Here is an 18,435-nt window from a genome sequence, read left to right as displayed (position 1 = left end):
GTGCACGGGTCTTCGCGGCTGAAGCCCGCAGAGGGGACATCACTCCGGGGCCATGGTGCTGGGCATGGGCGCGGCGACCACCTGTCCCCTGGCGCGCAGCTCGTCCAGGGCCAGAATCTCCACCTCCACGACGACCTTCCTGCCCCGCCGCTCGACGAACCGGGCCAGCAGCGTCAGTTCCGGGCCCAAGGGCGTGGGCCGCAGAAAATCCACATGAAGCGAGGCCGTGACGTAGCGTTGCGGTCCCTCGCCGTCTCCGGCCGCGGCCGCGGCCGCCGTGGCCACTCCGTGACAGTCCACCAGCGAGGCCAGGAGCCCGCCGTAGACGTAGCCAGGCAGGGCGATGTGCTCGGGCCGGGGCGTGAAGCGCGCGATCCCCTGCTCACCGTCCCAGCGGGACTCGATATGCAGGCCGTGCTCGTTGTTTTTGCCGCAGCCGTAACAGTGGCTGAGATCGTCGGGGTACTGGTGCTGGATAGGGGTGCCGGACATGGAAGGCCTCCTTGGGGAAAGATATGGGGGAAGTGGCGGTCCCGGTCATATAGGCGCTCAGGGAGGCAGTCTGCAAGCGCGTCTCAGGACTCTTCCGGGATCACATGCAGACGGTCCGGGGCGAAGCCCAGGCTGACCGGGGTCCCCAGTTCCGGAGGGCCGTCGGCCAGGAACTGCCGGTCCAGGGCGGCGGTGAAACGGGCCTGACCGCAGGACACCTCGGCGAACCAGGAAAATCCCTCGTGGCGAACGGCCGCGAGGCTGCCCTGCAGGCTGACCCAGTCCGCTGGGAACGTCCCGCCCGGGGACACGAAGACATCCTCGGGCCGCAAGGCCACGCTGCCCGTGAGGCCTGCGCCGCATACCGCGAAAGACGTTTCCCCGCCAAGGCGGCAGACGCCGTCGACATCCAGGGGGAATATGTTGCGCATGCCCACGAAGGAGGCCACGAAGGATGTGGCCGGCTTACGGAAGACTTCGCCGACGGTCCCGACCTGTTCCAGACGCCCGTCGCGGATGACCGCGGCCCGGTCGGCCAAGGTCAGGGCGTCCACAAAGTCGTGCGTGACCATCAGAAAGGTCAGTCCCGACCGGCGGTGCAGCGCCTTGAGCTCGGACCGCAGGCCGTCGCGGAACTGCGGGTCCAGGGAAGACAGGGGCTCGTCCAGCAGCACCACATCGGGCCGGCAGGCCAGGGCCCGGGCCAGGGCCACGCGCTGCCTCTCCCCGCCGCTCAGGTGCGCCGGAGAACGCGAGGCCAGCCTGGACAGGCCCAGACGCTCCAGAAGGTCCAGAGCCTCGACCCGGCCTTCCGCGGCGGGGATGCCGTGATAGCGCTGCCCATAAGTCACGTTCTCGAGCACCGTCATGTGCGGGAAAAGCGAATGGTCCTGGTACACCAGACTGACCCTGCGCCGCTCGGGGGGAAGGAGACTGACGTCCTGCCCCGCCACATGGATGCTGCCGGACTGATACTCCGCAAGCCCTGCCACGGACTCCAGCACCAAGGTCTTGCCCGATCCCGTGGGACCCATGAGGGCGAAAAATTCCCCCGCGCCGACCCCGAAGGTCACGTCCTTGAGGCTGAAACCAGCCAGGCGCAGACACAGGCCTGAAATGCGGATCATGCCCGCCCCCCGGGGCCGCGCGACAGCAAACGCAACAGCACGAAGAAAACGAGGCTGACCAGAATGAGGATGACCGCCACGGGCTGCGAGTACTTCAGGCCGTAGGCGGTGAAGCGCTCGAACATGAGCACCGGCGCGATCATGGGATGGTAGGCCACGATGACCACGGCCCCGAACTCGCTCAGCGCCCGGGCCATGCACATGATCATGCCCACCAGCACGGATCGGCGGCACATGGGCAGCGTGACGCGGAAGAACGTTTCGCCGGGTCCCGCGCCAAGGGAGCGGGAGACGCGCTCCAGGCGCACGGGCACGCTCTCGAATCCGGCCTTGACCGTGTTGATGTAGAACGGCAGCCCCACGAAAAAGAGGACCATGGTGATGCCAGTGACCGTGCCCATGATCTCCACGCCCATCCCACCGAGCATCCGCCCGAACCAGTTGTTGCGGCCGGCCAGGGTCAGGAAAGCGATGCCGATGACCGGATGCGGGATCATGATGGGCAGGTCGATGAGACTCTCCACGACCTTCTTGCCGGGAAACTCCCGTCTGGCCAGGACATAAGCCAGGGGGGTGCCGAAGAACAGCGACAGGACGGCGGCCATGGCCGATGCGCCCATGGACAGGCCCACGGAACGCAGCACATCCGGATCGCGCAGGGTGGCCCACATGCGCTCCGCATCCGGCGAAACCACGGTCCGGGCCAGGGGCACGACGATGAAAAGCAGAACCAGCACGCAGGACAGCGCCAGCCAGGCCTGAAAAACACGTCCGGGAAGGCCTCCTGGGAGGCCTTCCCGGCGCACGCCAGCAAAGGAAAGGAGCATTTATTTCGAGACCTTGACCAAAGTCTTGAGGCCCTGCGGAAGCGCTGTATGCATGTCCTGGGTAGCGACGCTGGCCGGCATGATGGGAGGCTGGCCCTGATCCTTGAGAATCTTCAGGCCCCCGTTCTCATCCAGCAGATAGGCCAGAAAGGCCTCGGCCGCCTCGGGATTGGGCGCATTCTTGAGCATGGTCACGCCGTAGGTGATTGAGCTGCCCTTCATTTCCATGAACGTGCCGGGCTCCTTGCCCGTGACCTTGACCACGGCCGTGGCGTAGAACGGGTCCATGGCGTAGTTGCCCAGGTTGATGTGGTCGTCGAAGGCCACGAACTTGAGCCCGTGCTGCACCGCTACGGACATGTACTCGAAGGCGTAGTCCATGTTTCCGGATTCGAGCATGGAGATGAGCTCAACGGATTTGGGCCGCACATTCTTTTCCGGCCTGTTGGCCAGAATCTTGTCATAGAGGCCGGCCTGGCCCGAGAACTTCTCGGCCAGCTGGACGGTCATGAGGCTGCGGTATCCGCACGGGTCCAAGTTGGGGTCAGAATGCCCCCAAACCACGTCGGGACGCTGCAGGATCTCCGTCCAGTTCTTGTCGTTGATCTCGGCGGCGTATTTGCTCTGGGGCGTGTAGCACAGGACGATCTGGTTGGTGGCGAAACGGGCGTTCCAGCCGGCGAACCCGGGCACGAGCATTTCGTCGATGACCAAGTAGTCGGCCGAAGCCATGATGTCAGCAGGCTTGCCGAGTTCCGTGATCATGCGGGCCAGCTTGGTGCTTCCGCCGGACTCGCGCTGGATGTCGACCTTGGGGTACTTGGCCTCGAAGGCCTTTTCCATGTCCCCGAAAGGCACGGCCAGGCTGCCGGCATGAAAAATGACCAGCTTGCCCGAGGGTTCGGCGCAGACCGGACCGGCCAGAATGAAAACGAAGAGGGCCGCCATCAGGGCTTTGATCGACCAGACACACGTCACGCTGTTCATGAGTTACCTCCAGGGTTATGAAATGACCCTGGAATTATGCCTCGAAAAGCGAATATGTCAACGATGACAGCAAATTCCGCCCAAACAGGTCGGGTTCGCAACACCATGCGCGCAGACGTAAAAAAATGCAGCGCCGGTACTTGTCCGATGCTGCATTCACGCCCGGTTTCCCAGCTCGTTGCCCTTTCCGGCTCATTTTTTCTGCGCCGAAAGCCAGCCGATGATGGCCGCCTGCTCCTCGGCGCCCACGGCCGGGGCGTTCGGCTTGGCGAGCATCCTGACCACAGTGGTCGACCACGCGGCCTGGTCCTTGACCCCGAAGGCCGCACGCACGCGGGTCAGGTCATGGCATTTCGTACAGGTTTGCTGCACCAGGGCCTCGCCGTCGACGGCAAAGGCCCACACGGACACCAGGCACACGGCGATGGCGGTCGCCAACGACAGGTTGCTTCTGCGCATCTCGATTCCTCCGGTTGTGGTTTCCAACTCTGCCCCCTTGTACACCGGGACGGTCACCGAAGGCAAACGCCAGGCGCTTCGAAGGCATCAGCCCTTGCGGACCCGGCCCAGGGAGCAGAACACGCCGATGACGCACAGCGCCGCGCACACGGCGAAGATGATGTGCATACTGACCAAAAACTGCGGGACGGTCTCGGGGCTGACCTGCCGCCCGTGCAGCAGGAAGCCGAAGACCACCGTGGCGATGCCCATGGACAGGGACATGCCGAAAGTGCGCATGGTCGCCACCAGGCTGGAGGCGATGCTGTAATGCCGGGGCTCGACGCTGCCCATGATCACGCTCATGTTGGGCGAGGCGAAGAGCGCGAAGCCCAGCCCGAGAAGCGCCAGAATCGCCCCGATGGCCCACAGGGAGGTGCCGGCGCCCACGCCGACCATGCACAGAAGTCCCAGGGCGCACAGCGCCATGCCCAGGCTGGCCATGCCCGCCGCGTTGAACCTGTCCGAAAGGGTCCCCGCCAGAGGGGACAGCAGGCTCTGCACCACGGGCTGGACCACGAGCAGAAACCCGGCGTTCATGGGCGAGAAGCCCTTGACCACCTGCAGGTAGAGGCTCAGCAGGAAGCCCACGGCGAAGGTGCCGGCATAGTTGACGAGGGTCGCCAGGCTTGTCAGCAGAAACACGCGGTTGGACGTGAACAGGGACAGCTCCAGCAGGGGGTGAACGGCGCGCTTGGAGCGCAGCACAAACAACAGGCCCAGGGACGCCGCGCCCGCGAGCAGGGGGAGCCCCTGGACGGGCCTGGCCAGACCCGTCAGGCCGTTGACGAAGCAGACCACGAAGAGCGCGTAGTAGAGACTCCCGAGGGCGTCGAAACGCTCCCCTTCCGCCGGCCGCCACTCGCCCTCGATGCGCATGGCCAGCAGCCAGCAGGCCAGACCCGGGGGCAGGCTCAGGAAAAAGACGCTGCGCCATCCCGCGAGGTCGGTCATCAGCCCCCCCACCAGCGGCCCCACGGACAGGCCGAGATAGACGCAGGCCACCAGCACGCCCATGACCTTGCCGCGCTCGTTCTTCGGGTAGATGTCCGTCACGATGGCCACGCCCGTGGACAGGATCATGGCCGCGCCCACGCCCTGCACGATGCGCAGCACGACGAGGCTGGCCACGGACCAGGCCAGGGAGGCGCATACGGAAAACACGACGAAGGCCGCCGTGCCCCAGACGAAGGTCCGCCTGCGCCCCCAGATGTCGGCCAGGCGCCCCACCGGCAGCAGTATGGCGGCCAGGGCCAGGATGTAGCTGCCGGCCACCCAGCTCAGCTCCACGGCCGTGGCCTGAAGCTCGGTCTGCACCACGGGCAGGGTGATGCCCACCGCGGACATCATGAACGGGACGAGAAAGCTGGCCATGGACCCGGCGACCAGGGCGGCGGTTCGGTTCTGCATGTTTCCTCCGAATGTCGGGTCTGGTTAGCCTTCCCCCGCCCGCGGGGCAAGCCCGGCAACCGAATGCGCAGCCGGCGCAAAATCGGTTGCGTCAGCCCCTTGTTTTCATCTAATCGATGATCTATCGGCAAGGCTCGCAAGGAGGCGAGATGCTCACATCGATGCAACAGATCCGCGAAAAGGCCCTGACCCTGCCCGTCCAGACCGTGGCCGTGGCCTGCGCCCACGACACCGAGGCCCTGAAGGCCGTGGCCGAGGCCTACGCCCTGGGGCTGGCCCGGTTCATCCTGGTCGGGGAGACCGACAAGATCCGCACCCTGGCCGACGGGATGGGCCTCGACCTTTCCAGTTTCGAACTCGTGGACGCCCGCGGCGAGGCCGCCGGTGCGTCGGCCACGGTTCAGGTCGTGGCCTCCGGGCGGGCCCAAATCCTGCTCAAGGGGTTCGTGGACTCCTCCGTCCTCTTCAGGGCCGTGCTGGACCGCGACGCGGGGCTGCGCAACGGGAGCACCGTCAGCCATACCGTTGTCATGGACGTGCCCGGCTTCGACAAGCTCTACCTCCTGACCGACGCGGCCATGATCATCAAGCCCGACCTCGAGACCAAGCGCCAGATCGTGCTCAACGCCGTGAAGGTGGCCCGCGCCCTGGGCAACCCGGACCCCGTGGTCGGCGTGCTGTGCGAGTCCGAGAAGGTCAACCCGAAGATGCCCGCCACCGTGGACGCGGCGGCCCTGGTCGAGATGAACCGCGACGGCCGCCTGCCCGGCTGCCGCGTGGGCGGCCCCTACGCCCTGGACAACGCCATCAGCGAGCGCGCCGCCCGCCACAAGGGCATGGATGACCCCCTGGCCGGAAAGGCCGACATCCTCCTGGCTCCGGACCTGGCCGCCGGCAACATCTTCTACAAGAGCCTCATGTACTTCGCCCACGCCCGCTCGGCCGGGGTGGTCATGGGCACCAAGGCCCCGGTGCTCCTCAACTCCCGGGCCGACTCCCACGAAACCAAGATCAACGCCGTAGCGCTGGGCGTGCTCATGGCCGCGGCGAAAGCGGAGGGCATCGCGTGACGCCGCACATCCTGGCCATAAACCCCGGCTCCACCTCGACCAAGATCGCGGTCTTCGCCGGCGATGAACCCGTCTTCGTCGAGACCATTCGCCACGACGCCACGGAGCTTGCCGGCTTCGGCCACATCATGGACCAGGAAGGGTACAGGCGGGAACTCATCCTTGCCGCCCTGCACCGGCACGGCCTCGCCGTCACCGACCTGGCGGCCGTCATCGGCCGCGGCGGGCTCATGCGGCCCATCCCCGGCGGCACCTACGCCGTGAACGAGGCCATGCTGGACGACCTGCGTTCATGCCGCTTCGGCACCCATGCCTCCAACCTCGGAGCCATCCTGGCTCGCGACCTGGCGGACGAGGCCGGCATTCCCGCCCTCATCGCCGACCCGGTGGTCGTGGACGAGTTGGGCCCCCTGGCCCGCTATTCCGGGCATCCGGACATTTCCCGGCGCAGCATCTTTCACGCCCTGAACCACAAGGCCGTGTCCAGGGTGGCGGCCGCCGAACTGGGGCGCCCCTACGAGGATCTGCGCCTGATCGTGGCCCACATGGGCGGAGGCGTGTCCGTGGGCGCCCACGACCGCGGGCGCGTGGTCGACGTCAACAACGCCCTGGACGGCGACGGTCCCTTCTCGCCCGAGCGCAGCGGCGGCCTGCCCGCCGGGTCCCTGGTGGACTGGTGCTTCGCGCCAGGCGCGGACGAGGCCGAAATACGGCGCCGGATCACCGGCCGGGGCGGTTTCCTGGCCTACCTGGGTACGGCCGACGGCCTGGAGATCGACCGGCGCGTGACGGCCGGCGACGAGAGGGCCCGCGAAGTGCGTGAAGCCATGGCCTACCAGGTGGCCAAGGAGATCGGAGCCATGGCCGCCGTGCTCGAAGGCCGCATCGACGCGGTCATCCTCACGGGCGGCCTGGCGCATGACGGGGATCTGGTCGACACCGTCTCCCGCAGGGTATCCTTTCTGGCCAAGATCATGGTCCATGCCGGCGAGGACGAGATGGGCGCCCTGACTCGGGCCGCCCTGCGCGCTCTGGACGATCCCGGGACGATCCGGACCTATCCGGCCTGAGCCGGGTCGGGCGCGCTGGGCACGGCAACAGGCAGCGTTCCTTTTGCGCCCTTTTCGATATTTCCCCCTTTCCCCCAAGACCGTTCTGCGTTAGGAATTCTTCTCGAATACTCCCCGCCCATCCAGGAGCACGACATGACTGCGAAGATCACGTGGGACTCATCCTTCGAAACCGGCATCAGCGAGGTGGACGCCCAGCACCTGAGACTGGTCGAAATCATCAATTCCCTTGTCGACGCCATCGGCCACGCCGACAAGAACACCCTCAAGGGCATCGTCGAGCAGCTCAAGGAGTACGCGCAGTACCATTTCCGGACCGAAGAGAAGATCATGGAGGAGTCGGGCTATGCCGGACTGGCCGAGCACCGCGACGAGCACGCCATGTTCGTGGACCAGATCCTGCTCTTCGACCTCGACGTCATCCTGGCGTCCGAGGGGCTGGCCTGGGACATGCTCCATTTCCTGCGCGGCTGGCTGACCAACCACATCCTCGTCGTCGACAAACGGTTTTCGGAGCAGTTGCAGGCGTAGCGCCCCTTTCGTCCCGATGAACCATCAGCCACCAGCCCGCTCCGGACCCAGCCCCGGATGCGGCTTCCCCGAGGACTGCCCCTCCCATCCGGAGCATGCCCCATGAGACTGCTGTTTCTTCTCCTTCTTCTGGCCGGCTGCCGCGCCTTCACCCCTGACCCGGCTCCCCAGCCCGCCCTGCCGCAGGCCTACCGCGTGGAGGCCGGAGACCGTGCCACGCCCGAAGCGTGGTGGAGGGAACTCGGCAGCCCGGAACTCGACGCCCTCATGGACGAGGCCTTCCACTCGGCCCCGGACCTGCGCACGGCCCTGGCCAGGCTGGACCAGGCCAGGGCCGCCGCGGCCAGAACGGGGGCCGCGCTGTGGCCGTCCGTGACCGCCGACGGCGATGCGGCCCGCAACTGGTCCAAAATCAGGCAACGGAACGTGGTCGAAGCCGACGCCTACGGATTAGGCCTGGCCGCGAGCTTCGAGCTGGACCTCTGGGGGCGGGTGCGCTCCCTGCGCAGCGCCGACAGTCTTGCGGCCGAAGCCAGCCTTGAGGACCTCCGCACCGCGGTCCTGTCCCTGAGCGGCGAGATCGCCGAGGCCTGGGTGGGCCTGTGCTCGGCCCGCGAGCAACTGGCCATCCTCGAAGCCCAGCAGCGCACCAACGCGGACATCGAGTCCGCCCTGAGCCTGCGTTTCGCCAATTCCCTGGCTTCGGCCCTGGACGTGCTGCAGCAGCGCGAGGCCGTGGCCGAGAACACCACGCGCATCATCGCCGTGCAAGCCGAGGCGGCGCGCCTGGAGAACAGGCTGCACCTGCTCCTGGGCAAGGCCCCGGGGAGCCTCGACCTTTCCGCCTCCACCCGCCTCCCGCAACCCCTGCCCCTGCCCGACACGGGCCTGCCCTCCGACCTGCTGCAGGATCGGCCCGACATCCGCGCCTCCTGGCGGCGGCTCATGGAAGCGGGCTGGGACGTGGCGGCGGCCAGGGCCGACCGCATGCCGGCCCTGCGCCTGTCCGGCCGCTTCGAGCAGAACGGGGACGACGTGGGGCGCATTTTCGACAACTGGCTCGCCAACCTGGCCGCGTCCCTGACGGCGCCCATCTTCGACGGGGGCAGCCGCGCGGCCGAGGTCGAACGCCAGAAGGCCATACGGGACGAACGGCTGGCCGCATACGAGAAGGCCGTCTTCACGGCCCTGTCCGAGGTGGATACGGGCGTGAGCGACGTGCTCAAGCAGTCCGGCCTCGTCGACGCCCTGGACCGCCAGCTCGAGGCCGCGCGCTCGGCCCTGCAGAGCGCCAGAGTCCGCTACGGCAACGGTGTTCTCGAATACGACACCGTGCTTTCCCTGCTGCTCAAGGTCCAAGGCCTCGAACGCACCAGAATCCAGGCCAAGGCCTCCCTGCTGAACTTCCAGACCGGCCTGTGCCGGGCCCTGGGCAGAGGCTGGCGGCAGGCCTTCCCCGACCAGCCAGCAACCACGGAACCGGACGCGTCATGATCATCCCCGAGTGCGACAGCTCAAGGCCCCTGCCTTCCAAGGTCAGAATCGTCATCGTTCTCCTGGCCATTCTCGTCATCGGCGCCGGAGTCTTCACCGCCGTACGCTTCATCCAGACCCGACCCAAGCCGCCCCAGCGTCCGCCAGCGGTCATCGCGCCCCTGGTCGAGGTCATGACCGCCAAGGCCGGGCCGGAAACGGTCGTGGTCCGCGCCATGGGGACCGTGGTCCCGTCGCGCCGGACGCTCATCCGGCCCGAAGTGTCCGGCGTGGTGCGGGAGGTATCCCCGGATTTCCTGCCCGGCACCACCGTGAAGGCCGGAGCGCCGCTCCTGCGTCTGGAGGCCGAGGACTTCCGCCTGGCCGTGAGCGCCCGGCAGGCCGACCTGGACAGCGCCCGGGCGGCCCTGGACCTCGAACTCGGGTACCAGCAGGTCGCACGGCACGAACTCGAATTGCTGCAGAAATCCGGCAAAGCCCTAGAAGACCCGAACCTGGCCCTGCGCAAACCGCAACTGGCCCAGGCCAGGGCCAAGGTCCTGCAGGCCGAAACGGCGCTGGACCAGGCCAGGCTCGACCTGAAGCGCACGACCGTGACCGCGCCGTTCACGGCCCTGGTGCTCGACAAGCAGGTGGAGATCGGATTCCGGATCGGACCGACCGACACCCTGGCCACCCTGGTCGACGCAAGCGAGTACTGGGTCGAGACGACGCTGCCCATGGACCGTCTGCCCTGGGTTTTCCTGCCGGAAAAGGGCAGGCCCGGTTCCTCCGTGCTGGTCCGCTCCCAGGCCAGCGGCGCCCAGCGCGAAGGGCGCATCCTGCGCCTGCGCGGCGACCTGGAGGACCAGGGCCGCCTGGCCCGCGTGCTGGTCAGCCTGCCGCGCCCCCTGGAGACATCGCCCGCGCCCATCCTGCTGGGCGAGTACGTCCGGCTGGACATCGAAGGCAAACACCTCGATCAGGTCGTGCGCCTGCCGCGCTCCGCCCTGCGCGAAAACGACACGGTCTGGGCCGTGCAGAACGGCACCCTGGACATCCGGCCCGTGGCCGTGGCCTGGCGCGACACCGAAACCGTGCTGGTGGCAAGCGGACTTGCGGCGGGCGACGTCATCGTGACCAGCGAACTGGCCACGCCCATCCAGGACATGCCCCTGACCCTGGCCCGGGACGCGGGAAACTGAGCCATGCGCGACAGGATACAGCACGGCGCCATCGCCTGGATGGCCTCCAACCCGGTTGCCGCCAATCTGATCATGCTCATCTGCCTGGTCGGCGGCTTCATCATGAGCACGCAGATCAAGCAGGAGGTCTTTCCGGAGTTCGAGTCCGACATCGTGACCGTGACGGTGCCCTACCCCGGCGCGAGTCCTGAGGAAGTGGAGAAGGGCATCGTCCTGGCCATCGAGGAACGGGTCACGGGCCTGGACGGCGTCAAGAAGGTCACGTCCTCCTCCGTGGAGGGTGCGGGCACGGTCACGGTGGAGGCCCTGGCCGGGGCCGACGTCGAACGCCTGGCCCAGGACGTCAAGAGCGAGGTGGACCGCATCACGTCCTTCCCCGAGGACGCCGAGACACCGGCCGTGGTCATCGCCTCCAACCGGCGTCAGACCATGTCCGTGGCCGTGTACGGGGCCATGGACGAACGGGTGCTGCGCGAAGTGGCCGAGACCGTGCGCGACGAACTCCTCCAGGACCCCGAAATCACCCAGGTTGACCTGAGCGGCGTGCGCGACCTGGAAATCGCCGTGGAAATCTCCGAGGCAAAGCTGCGGGCCCACGGCCTGACCCTGCGGCAGGTGGCCGACATCATCGGCCGCTCGGCCCTGGAACTCCCCGGCGGCAGCGTCAAGACCGACCAGGGCGAAATTCTGGTCCGGGTCAAGGACCGGCGCGACCTGGGTACCGAATTCGCGTCCCTGCCCATCGTCACCACGCCCGAAGGCTCCGTGGTCCGCCTGGAAGACCTGGGCACAGTGACCGACGGCTTCGAGGACACGGACCTCTACGCCCGCTACAACAACCAGCCGGCCGTACTGCTGAACATCTACCGCGTGGGCGACCAGACGCCCATCTCCGTGTCCGATGCCGTGAGACGGCACATGGAGCGGCTGGAGAGGATGCTGCCGCCCGGCGTGCATCTGGCCAAGCGCAACGACAGCTCCGACGTCTTCCGTCAGCGCATGGACCTGCTGACCCGCAACGGCATCATGGGCCTCGCCCTGGTCTTCCTTCTCCTGGCCCTCTTCCTGGAGATACGTCTGGCATTCTGGGTCAGCATGGGCATCCCCGTGTCCATCATGGGCTCCTTCCTGGTGCTGCCCGCCTTCGGCGTGAGCTTCAACATGGTCTCCATGTTCGCCTTCATCATCACGCTGGGCATCGTGGTCGACGACGCCATCGTGGTCGGCGAGAACGTCTACCAGCACAAAGAACGCGGCCTGCCCTACCTCAAGGCCGCCACCGCAGGCGCGCGCAACGTCGTGGTGCCCGTGACCTTCTCGGTCCTGACCAACGTCGTGGCCTTCCTGCCCATGTTCTTCGTGCCGGGCACCATGGGCAAGATCTTCTGGGCCGTGCCGGCCGTGGTCGTCAGCGTGTTCCTCATCTCCCTGGTGGAGAGTCTCTTCGTCCTGCCGGCCCACCTCGGGCACCAGAAGGCAGGCGGGAAGTCATGGTTCTCCTTCCTGCTCAAGGCCCAGGCGCGCTTCAGCGCCGGCTTCCTGAACGTGGTTCGGACCGTCGTCTCCCCGCTGCTGCTGTGGACCATCCGCCTGCGCTACCTGACCCTGGCCGTGGCCCTGGCCGTCCTGGCCGGGACGGTCGGGTACGTGGCCAGCGGGCGCATGGGCATGGTCATGTTTCCACGGGTGGAATCGGACTTCGCCTACGTCGAGGTGGCCATGCCCTTCGGCGCCCCAGTGGCCAGGACCGAGGCGGCCATCGACCGCATGGTCCGTGTGGCCAGGGAACTGGCCGAGGAAAACGGAGGCGAGGCGCTCGTGGAGGGCATCTATTCCCAGGTCGGAACCAGCAACGGAGGGCACGAGGGATCGGTCCGGGTCTTTCTGACTCCCCCTGAAGAGCGGCCTCTGGGCACTGCGGAATTCACACGCCGGTGGCGGGAGCGCGTGGGGCCCATCGCCGGGGCCGAGTACGTCAAGTTCGAGTCCGACCGCGGCGGACCAGGCTCCGGAGCCGCGCTGACCGTGGAGCTCTCCCACCGTTCCACGGACATCCTCGAACGGGCCGGGCAGGAACTGGCCCAGGCCCTGACCAAGTACGCCCAGGTATCGGACATCGACGACGGCTTTTCGGCCGGCAAGGTGCAGCTCGACGTGCGCATCCGGCCCGAGGGCCGCAGCCTCGGCCTGACGTCCCAGGACGTGGCCAGACAGACCCGGGCCGCTTTTTTCGGGGCCGAGGCCCTACGCCAGCAGCGCGGCCGCAACGAGGTCAAGGTCATGGTCCGCCTGCCCAAGGTCCAGCGCGTCTCCCTGCAGAACATCGAGGATTTCCTGGTCCGCACGCCCGCAGGGACGGACGTGCCCCTGCGGGAGGTGGCCGACGTGGCCACGGGCCGCTCCTACACCAGCATCGACAGGAGAAACGGACGCCGCGTCATCTCCGTCACGGCCGACGTGAACCCGCCATCCGAGGCGGCGGGCATCCAGGAGGTGCTCAAGGACACGTACCTGCCGCAGCTGCGGGATCGCTACCAGGGCCTGGAATTCAGCTTCGAAGGGCAGCAGGCCGACATCCAGGACGGCGTCAAGGCTCTGCTCTTCGGCCTGGGCATGGCCAACCTCTGTATCTTCGCCCTGCTGGCCGTGCCGCTGAAGAGCTACGTACAGCCGCTGATCATCATGTCGAGCATCCCCTTCGGCATCGTCGGGGCCGTGTTCGGGCATCTGCTCATGGGCTACAGCTTGAGCCTCGTCTCCCTCTTCGGCATCGTCGCCCTGACGGGCGTGGTGGTCAACGACTCCCTGGTGCTCATCGACTGCGCCAACGGAAAGCGCCGTCTCGGCGAGGCGGCCCTCAGTTCCATCCACGGTGCGGCCGTGGAGCGCTTCCGCCCCATCCTGCTGACCACGGTCACGACCTTCGGAGGGCTCGCGCCCATGATCTGGGAAACGTCGCGGCAGGCGCGCTTCCTCATCCCCATGGCCCTGTCCCTGGGGTTCGGCATCGTCTTCGCGACCTTCATCACCCTCGGGATCGTGCCTTCGCTGTACATGGTCCTGGAAGACATCAAGCGCTTCGGGCGGCGCCTGCGCGCTTAGGAGGGGGAAATGGAAATAGGGGTGTTCATCGTGCTGGCCGCAGCCGGCGCCGCGCTGGCCTGGTTCTGGATGGACGGGGTAGCCAGCGGAGACCGCCGCATGGGGCACAGGCCCTGAGGGGCGCGGCAGCCTCTTCCGGAGGAAGAGCAAGACAGAGAGGAACCGGATACGGAGAAAGACAGGAAGTAGACAGATCAACTTTGCGGGCCGGCAGTCCGACCTCCGGGCAAAAAAAAACCCTGCCGGAGCAGGGTTTCATGGCTCAGATCGACGCGACTACCATCTGGGCCGGCGTTCACGCTCGGGGCGCGGACGGGCTTCGTTGACCTTCAGGGAACGTCCGCCGTAATCGGCACCGTCCAGGGCGGCGATGGCCTCTTCGGCGCCGCTCTCCATCTCCACGAAACCAAACCCGCGGGCTCTGCCTGTCTCACGGTCGGAAATGAGTTTCACATTGGCAACCTGGCCGTAGGTGGCAAACAGGTTTTCCACGTCCTGCTCGGTGGCACTCCAAGGCAGGTTTCCGACATAAATGTTCTTCGACATGATGCACTAGTCTCCTGTAAAAAAAACTGAACAATCCAGGTTGAGTCTCCCATCGGATCGTCGCGCCTTTGGGCCAAACCCCTTCCCGTCACCTCGTACCACGCATCAGCCGCATGACTGATACATGGCTCTGGAAAATACGTGGTTTACACTGAAGAGGCAAGAATTTCTTTTAAAAAAGGGGAACAATTGCCGCACTCTTTTCAACGACAGCCGATAACGCTATCTCCGGATACACCTCCACAAGCTTTTGCTTGAGAAGGCTAACAATATCCATTACTGAATACAGATGCCCGTCACGAACCCATCCGGAACCATCTTCGCCATCAAGCGCTACGCCCTGCACGACGGCCCCGACCTGCGCGTGACCGTGTTCCTCAAGGGCTGTCCCCTGTCCTGCCTCTGGTGCCACAACCCCGAGGGCATGCGGCCGGGCACGCAGATCCTGAGCATTCCCGACCGGTGCGTGGGCTGCGGCGAATGCCTGACGGCCTGCCCCCAGGGCGCCCTCTCGGCCGGACCGGCCTCCGTGCGACGGGATGCCGGAGCCTGCACGGCATGCGGTGCCTGCGTCGAAACCTGCCCTGCCCTGGCCCACGAGGCCTTGGGCAGGAGTTGGACCGTGGCCGAGGTCATGGCCGAGATCGAAAAGGAACTCCCCTTTTTCGAGGGCAGCCAGGGCGGCGTGACGTTTTCCGGCGGCGAGCCCCTGGCACAGCCCGATTTCCTGGAAGCGCTCCTCGCGGCCTGCCTTCGCCTCGGCGTCCACCGCGCCGTGGACACCAGCGGCTTCGCAACGGCCGAGACCGCGCTGCGCATCGCCCGCCACACGGACCTCTTCCTCTTCGACCTCAAGCACATGGACCCGGCCGCACACCTCCGCGCCACGGGCGTGGACAACGCCCCCATCCTCGCCAACCTCCGCCTCCTGGCCGAGTCCGGGGCGCACGTCCAGCTGCGCCTACCCCTCATACCGGGGTTCAACGACGGCGATGAAAACATACGGCGGACGGGCCTCCTGGCCGCCTCCCTGCCGGGCGTGGACGGCATCGACGTGCTGCCCTACCACTCCACGGCCAAAGGCAAGTACGCCAAGCTCGGCCTCGCCTACCCCGGAGCCGATCTCCCCGCCGCCGACCCGCAACAGACGGAGTGGGCCGCGGAAATCTTACGGAACTGCGGGCTCACGGTCCGCATCGGAGGATAGATGAACGACAGAATCGCCCGCCTGCGCCGGGAAAGCTTCGAGACCGAGCCATCCATCTCCATCGAGCGCGCCCTCCTCGAAACGGCCTTCTACCGCGAGAACTACGGCAAACATTCCCTGCCCGTGCTGCGAGCCATGGTCTTCAAGGACCTTTGCGAAAAGAAGACCCTCTGGCTCGGCGACGGCGAGCTCATCGTCGGCGAGCGCGGCCCGCGGCCCAAATGCGTGCCGACCTTCCCCGAGCTGACCTGCCACTCGGCCGAGGACCTGCGCGTGCTGAACTCCCGGCCCATGACCCGCTACCATGTGTCCGAAGAGGACATCGCCGCCTACGAGCGCGAGGTCATCCCCTACTGGACGGGCCGGTCCATGCGCGACCGCGTCTTCTCCCAGGTTCCGGACGAATGGCGCGCCGCCTACGAGGCCGGCCTCTTCACCGAGTTCATGGAGCAGCGCGCACCCGGCCACACGGCTCTGGACGGCACCATCTACTCCACGGGCATGCTCGACTTCAAAACGCGCATCGCCGACCGCCTGGCCTGCCTGGACTACCTGCACGACCCCCTGGCCTCGTATCGCGCCGAACAGCTCCGGGCCATGGACATCGCCTGCGACGCGGCCATCGTCTTCGCCGAGCGCCACGCCGACCTGGCCTGGGAAAGGGCCAAGACCGAAGCCGACCCCGTCCGCAAGGCCGAACTGACGCGCATCGCCGAGGTCTGCCGCCGCGTCCCGGCCCACGCCCCGCGAAACTTCTGGGAAGCCCTGCAGATGTACTGGTTCGTGCACCTGGGCACCATCACGGAACTGAACGGCTGGGATGCCATGACCCCCGGCCACCTGGACCAGCACCTCGCGCCCTTCTACGAGCAGGGCCTGGCCGACGGCACCCTGACCCGCGAAAAGGCCAAGGAGCTGCTCTGCTGCCTGTGGATCAAGGTCAACAACCACCCCGCCCCGCCCAAGGTCGGTGTCACCGCCAAGGAGAGCGGCACTTATAACGACTTCACCAACATCAATCTGGGCGGGCTGAAACGCGACGGCTCCGACGGCGTGAGCGACGTCTCCTACCTCATCCTCGAGGTCGTGGACGAACTGCGCCTCCTGCAGCCCCAGACCAGCGTCCACGTCAGCCAGAAGACCCCCGACGCCTTCCTCAAGGCCGCCGCCCGCGTCATCAAGAGCGGCTACGGCTACCCGTCCGTCTTCAACACCGACGCCGTGGTCATGGAGCAGATCCGCGTCGGCAAGACCGTGGAGGACGCCCGCGAGGGCGGCTGCTCGGGCTGCATCGAGACCGGCGCCTTCGGCAAGGAAGCCTACATCCTGACCGGCTACCTGAACGTGCCCAAGGTCCTGGAACTGGCCCTGAACGACGGCCGTGACCAGCTCACGGACCGCCAGATCGGCCCGCGCACCGGCGACCCGCTCGCCTTCGCGACCTTCGACGACCTCTACGCCGCCTTCACCCGCCAGCTCGAATGGATCGTGGACCTCAAGGTCCGCGTCAACAACTACATCGAACGCATGTACGCCGCCCACTCGCCCGCGCCCTTCCTGTCCACGGTCATCCACGACTGCATCGAGAAGGGCCTCGACTACTACAACGGCGGCCCGCGCTACAACACCAACTACATCCAGTGCTGCGGCATCGGCACCGTCACCGACAGCCTCTCGGCCATCAAGACCCACGTCTTCGACACCGCCGCCGTCCCCATGGACCGTCTCCTGACGTCCCTGCGCGCCAACTTCGACGGCGCCGAGGCCCTGCGCCTCAAACTCTGGAACAAGACCCCCTTCTTCGGCAACGACGACGACCGCGCCGACGACATCATGCGCCGCGTCTACGACTCCCTCTTCACCGCCATCGACGGGCGCCCCAACACCAAGGGCACGGCCTACCACCTGAACATGCTCTCCACCACCTGCCACGTCTACTTCGGCAAGATGCTCGGCGCCTCGGCCAACGGTCGCCTCGCGCACCTGCCCGAGTCCGACGGCACCTCGCCCTCCCACGGCGCGGACCGAAACGGCCCCACCGCCGTGGTCAAGTCCCTGTCCAAGATGGACCAGATCAAGTCCGGCGGCACCCTCCTCAACCAGCGCTTCCTCCCGGACGTTCTCAAAACCGACCAAGACCTCGACAAGCTCTGCCGCCTGATCCGCACCTACTTCCGCCTGAACGGACACCACATCCAGTTCAACGTCGTGGACACCGAAACCCTGCGCCACGCCCAGGCCAACCCCGACGAATACCGCAACCTCCTCGTCCGCGTGGCCGGCTACAGCGACTACTTCGTCGACCTCGACCTCGACCACCAGGAAGAGATCATCCGGCGGACCGAGCAGGAGATGGCGTAGGAAATGCCTCCGGCGGGCAGGGGGCTCGCCCCCTGCACCCCATTCATGTAGGCTAAATAAAGAACGCCCCGGTGCAAACCGGGGCGTTTTCTTGTTCCAACTCTTGCCTCCGACGCGTCCCCTGCACCTCGTTCACTTTCTTCCCAAACCTCCCGCACCACCTCAAGCGTGTCGGCGTGGTCCGGGCCGGGGTTGTCGGCTGTCCGACTGAGCCAGGCATCGTTTGCTTCCCGGCCGTCTCCCGAACCGGGCATCGCAACCCCGCCAAACCGCAAGGCCGGGAAGCATTACGAGGCCCGCGAAGAAGTTCCGGCAGCCCCGACCCGGACCACGCCGACTCGCGCCCCCCGCACACAGCACAAAAGCAATGCCTCCGGCGGGCAGGGGCTCGCCCCTGCACCCGTTCACTCATCTCAACCTTGTGCTCGTCCTCAAGCGGGTCGGCGTGGTCCGGGCCGGGGTTGTCGGCTGTCCGACTGAGCCAGGCATCGTTTGCTTCCCGGCCGCTCCCCGAACCGGGGACCGCAAC

The 18,435-nt window shown here is 66.7% G+C and carries 15 protein-coding genes; 8 read left to right on the top strand and 7 right to left on the bottom strand.

Annotated elements, in window-relative coordinates; all coding sequences use genetic code 11:
- Positions 1–39: 39 nt before the first annotated feature.
- The 6 genes from G394_RS0113085 to G394_RS0113060 all read right to left on the bottom strand — a co-directional run bounded on the left by G394_RS0113085 (position 40) and on the right by G394_RS0113060 (position 5,341).
- Positions 40–492, bottom strand: coding sequence for a PaaI family thioesterase (locus tag G394_RS0113085; protein ID WP_028578037.1), 453 nt, complete (start codon positions 490–492; stop codon positions 40–42).
- Positions 493–575: 83 nt separating this feature from the next.
- Complete coding sequence (locus G394_RS0113080) at positions 576–1,619, bottom strand: ABC transporter ATP-binding protein (RefSeq protein WP_051307183.1); 1,044 nt, start codon at positions 1,617–1,619, stop codon at positions 576–578.
- Positions 1,616–2,356, bottom strand: a complete 741-nt coding sequence (locus tag G394_RS0113075; protein ID WP_245578338.1) for an ABC transporter permease — start codon at positions 2,354–2,356, stop codon at positions 1,616–1,618. The genes G394_RS0113080 and G394_RS0113075 overlap by 4 nt, the downstream gene beginning before the upstream one ends.
- A gap of 90 nt (positions 2,357–2,446) precedes the next feature.
- The gene (gene wtpA / locus G394_RS0113070; protein ID WP_043775884.1) at positions 2,447–3,433 is read right to left on the bottom strand and encodes a tungstate ABC transporter substrate-binding protein WtpA; all 987 of its coding nucleotides are present in this window, start codon (positions 3,431–3,433) and stop codon (positions 2,447–2,449) included.
- Between the two features lie 192 nt (positions 3,434–3,625).
- Positions 3,626–3,892: a hypothetical protein gene (locus tag G394_RS0113065; protein ID WP_043775882.1), complete on the bottom strand. Its 267-nt coding sequence runs from the start codon at positions 3,890–3,892 to the stop codon at positions 3,626–3,628.
- An 87-nt stretch (positions 3,893–3,979) separates the two neighbouring features.
- Positions 3,980–5,341 (bottom strand): MFS transporter, encoded by a 1,362-nt coding sequence (locus G394_RS0113060; RefSeq protein WP_028578032.1) that lies wholly within the window; start codon positions 5,339–5,341, stop codon positions 3,980–3,982.
- Positions 5,342–5,490: 149 nt separating this feature from the next.
- On the opposite strand from G394_RS0113060, the gene G394_RS0113055 reads away from it, so the two are divergent.
- From G394_RS0113055 to G394_RS0113030, 6 genes are all read left to right on the top strand, one after another.
- Complete coding sequence (locus tag G394_RS0113055; RefSeq protein ID WP_028578031.1) at positions 5,491–6,411, top strand: bifunctional enoyl-CoA hydratase/phosphate acetyltransferase; 921 nt, start codon at positions 5,491–5,493, stop codon at positions 6,409–6,411.
- Positions 6,408–7,481, top strand: a complete 1,074-nt coding sequence (buk, locus tag G394_RS0113050) for a butyrate kinase (RefSeq protein WP_028578030.1) — start codon at positions 6,408–6,410, stop codon at positions 7,479–7,481. The genes G394_RS0113055 and buk overlap by 4 nt, the downstream gene beginning before the upstream one ends.
- A 135-nt stretch (positions 7,482–7,616) precedes the next feature.
- Entirely contained in the window at positions 7,617–8,012 is a 396-nt protein-coding gene (locus tag G394_RS0113045) for a bacteriohemerythrin (RefSeq protein WP_028578029.1), read from the top strand.
- A gap of 102 nt (positions 8,013–8,114) precedes the next feature.
- The gene (locus G394_RS0113040; protein WP_028578028.1) at positions 8,115–9,506 is read left to right on the top strand and encodes an efflux transporter outer membrane subunit; all 1,392 of its coding nucleotides are present in this window, start codon (positions 8,115–8,117) and stop codon (positions 9,504–9,506) included.
- A complete protein-coding gene (locus G394_RS19175; protein ID WP_043775881.1) occupies positions 9,503–10,690 on the top strand; it encodes an efflux RND transporter periplasmic adaptor subunit in 1,188 nt (395 codons plus the stop codon). Before G394_RS0113040 ends, G394_RS19175 begins: the two co-directional genes overlap by 4 nt.
- Before the next feature lie 3 nt (positions 10,691–10,693).
- Complete coding sequence (locus tag G394_RS0113030) at positions 10,694–13,792, top strand: efflux RND transporter permease subunit (RefSeq protein ID WP_028578027.1); 3,099 nt, start codon at positions 10,694–10,696, stop codon at positions 13,790–13,792.
- 276 nt (positions 13,793–14,068) lie between these two features.
- Here the strand turns inward: G394_RS0113030 and G394_RS0113020 are convergent, their stop codons facing one another.
- Complete coding sequence (locus G394_RS0113020; RefSeq protein ID WP_028578026.1) at positions 14,069–14,338, bottom strand: RNA recognition motif domain-containing protein; 270 nt, start codon at positions 14,336–14,338, stop codon at positions 14,069–14,071.
- A 289-nt stretch (positions 14,339–14,627) separates the two neighbouring features.
- Between G394_RS0113020 and G394_RS0113015 the strand changes: the two genes are divergently transcribed.
- Positions 14,628–15,545, top strand: coding sequence for a glycyl-radical enzyme activating protein (locus tag G394_RS0113015; RefSeq protein ID WP_028578025.1), 918 nt, complete (start codon positions 14,628–14,630; stop codon positions 15,543–15,545).
- The gene (hypD, locus tag G394_RS0113010) at positions 15,546–17,906 is read left to right on the top strand and encodes a trans-4-hydroxy-L-proline dehydratase (RefSeq protein WP_028578024.1); all 2,361 of its coding nucleotides are present in this window, start codon (positions 15,546–15,548) and stop codon (positions 17,904–17,906) included.
- Positions 17,907–18,435: the final 529 nt, after the last annotated feature.

Source organism: Desulfomicrobium escambiense DSM 10707, from assembly GCF_000428825.1.
Lineage (GTDB): Bacteria > Desulfobacterota > Desulfovibrionia > Desulfovibrionales > Desulfomicrobiaceae > Desulfomicrobium > Desulfomicrobium escambiense.
This window is presented reverse-complemented; position numbering and strand designations above follow the sequence as displayed.

Bases quoted from the DNA above. Each gene is read 5' to 3' on its own strand.
- G394_RS0113080 (WP_051307183.1), bottom strand. From the start codon at position 1,619: ATGATCCGCATTTCAGGCCTGTGTCTGCGCCTGGCTGGTTTCAGCCTC.
- G394_RS0113085 (WP_028578037.1), bottom strand. From the start codon at position 492: ATGTCCGGCACCCCTATCCAGCACCAGTACCCCGACGATCTCAGCCAC.
- G394_RS19175 (WP_043775881.1), top strand. From the start codon at position 9,503: ATGATCATCCCCGAGTGCGACAGCTCAAGGCCCCTGCCTTCCAAGGTC.
- wtpA (WP_043775884.1), bottom strand. From the start codon at position 3,433: ATGAACAGCGTGACGTGTGTCTGGTCGATCAAAGCCCTGATGGCGGCC.
- G394_RS0113040 (WP_028578028.1), top strand. From the start codon at position 8,115: ATGAGACTGCTGTTTCTTCTCCTTCTTCTGGCCGGCTGCCGCGCCTTC.
- G394_RS0113030 (WP_028578027.1), top strand. From the start codon at position 10,694: ATGCGCGACAGGATACAGCACGGCGCCATCGCCTGGATGGCCTCCAAC.
- G394_RS0113015 (WP_028578025.1), top strand. From the start codon at position 14,628: ATGCCCGTCACGAACCCATCCGGAACCATCTTCGCCATCAAGCGCTAC.
- G394_RS0113020 (WP_028578026.1), bottom strand. From the start codon at position 14,338: ATGTCGAAGAACATTTATGTCGGAAACCTGCCTTGGAGTGCCACCGAG.
- G394_RS0113045 (WP_028578029.1), top strand. From the start codon at position 7,617: ATGACTGCGAAGATCACGTGGGACTCATCCTTCGAAACCGGCATCAGC.
- G394_RS0113060 (WP_028578032.1), bottom strand. From the start codon at position 5,341: ATGCAGAACCGAACCGCCGCCCTGGTCGCCGGGTCCATGGCCAGCTTT.
- hypD (WP_028578024.1), top strand. From the start codon at position 15,546: ATGAACGACAGAATCGCCCGCCTGCGCCGGGAAAGCTTCGAGACCGAG.
- G394_RS0113065 (WP_043775882.1), bottom strand. From the start codon at position 3,892: ATGCGCAGAAGCAACCTGTCGTTGGCGACCGCCATCGCCGTGTGCCTG.
- G394_RS0113055 (WP_028578031.1), top strand. From the start codon at position 5,491: ATGCTCACATCGATGCAACAGATCCGCGAAAAGGCCCTGACCCTGCCC.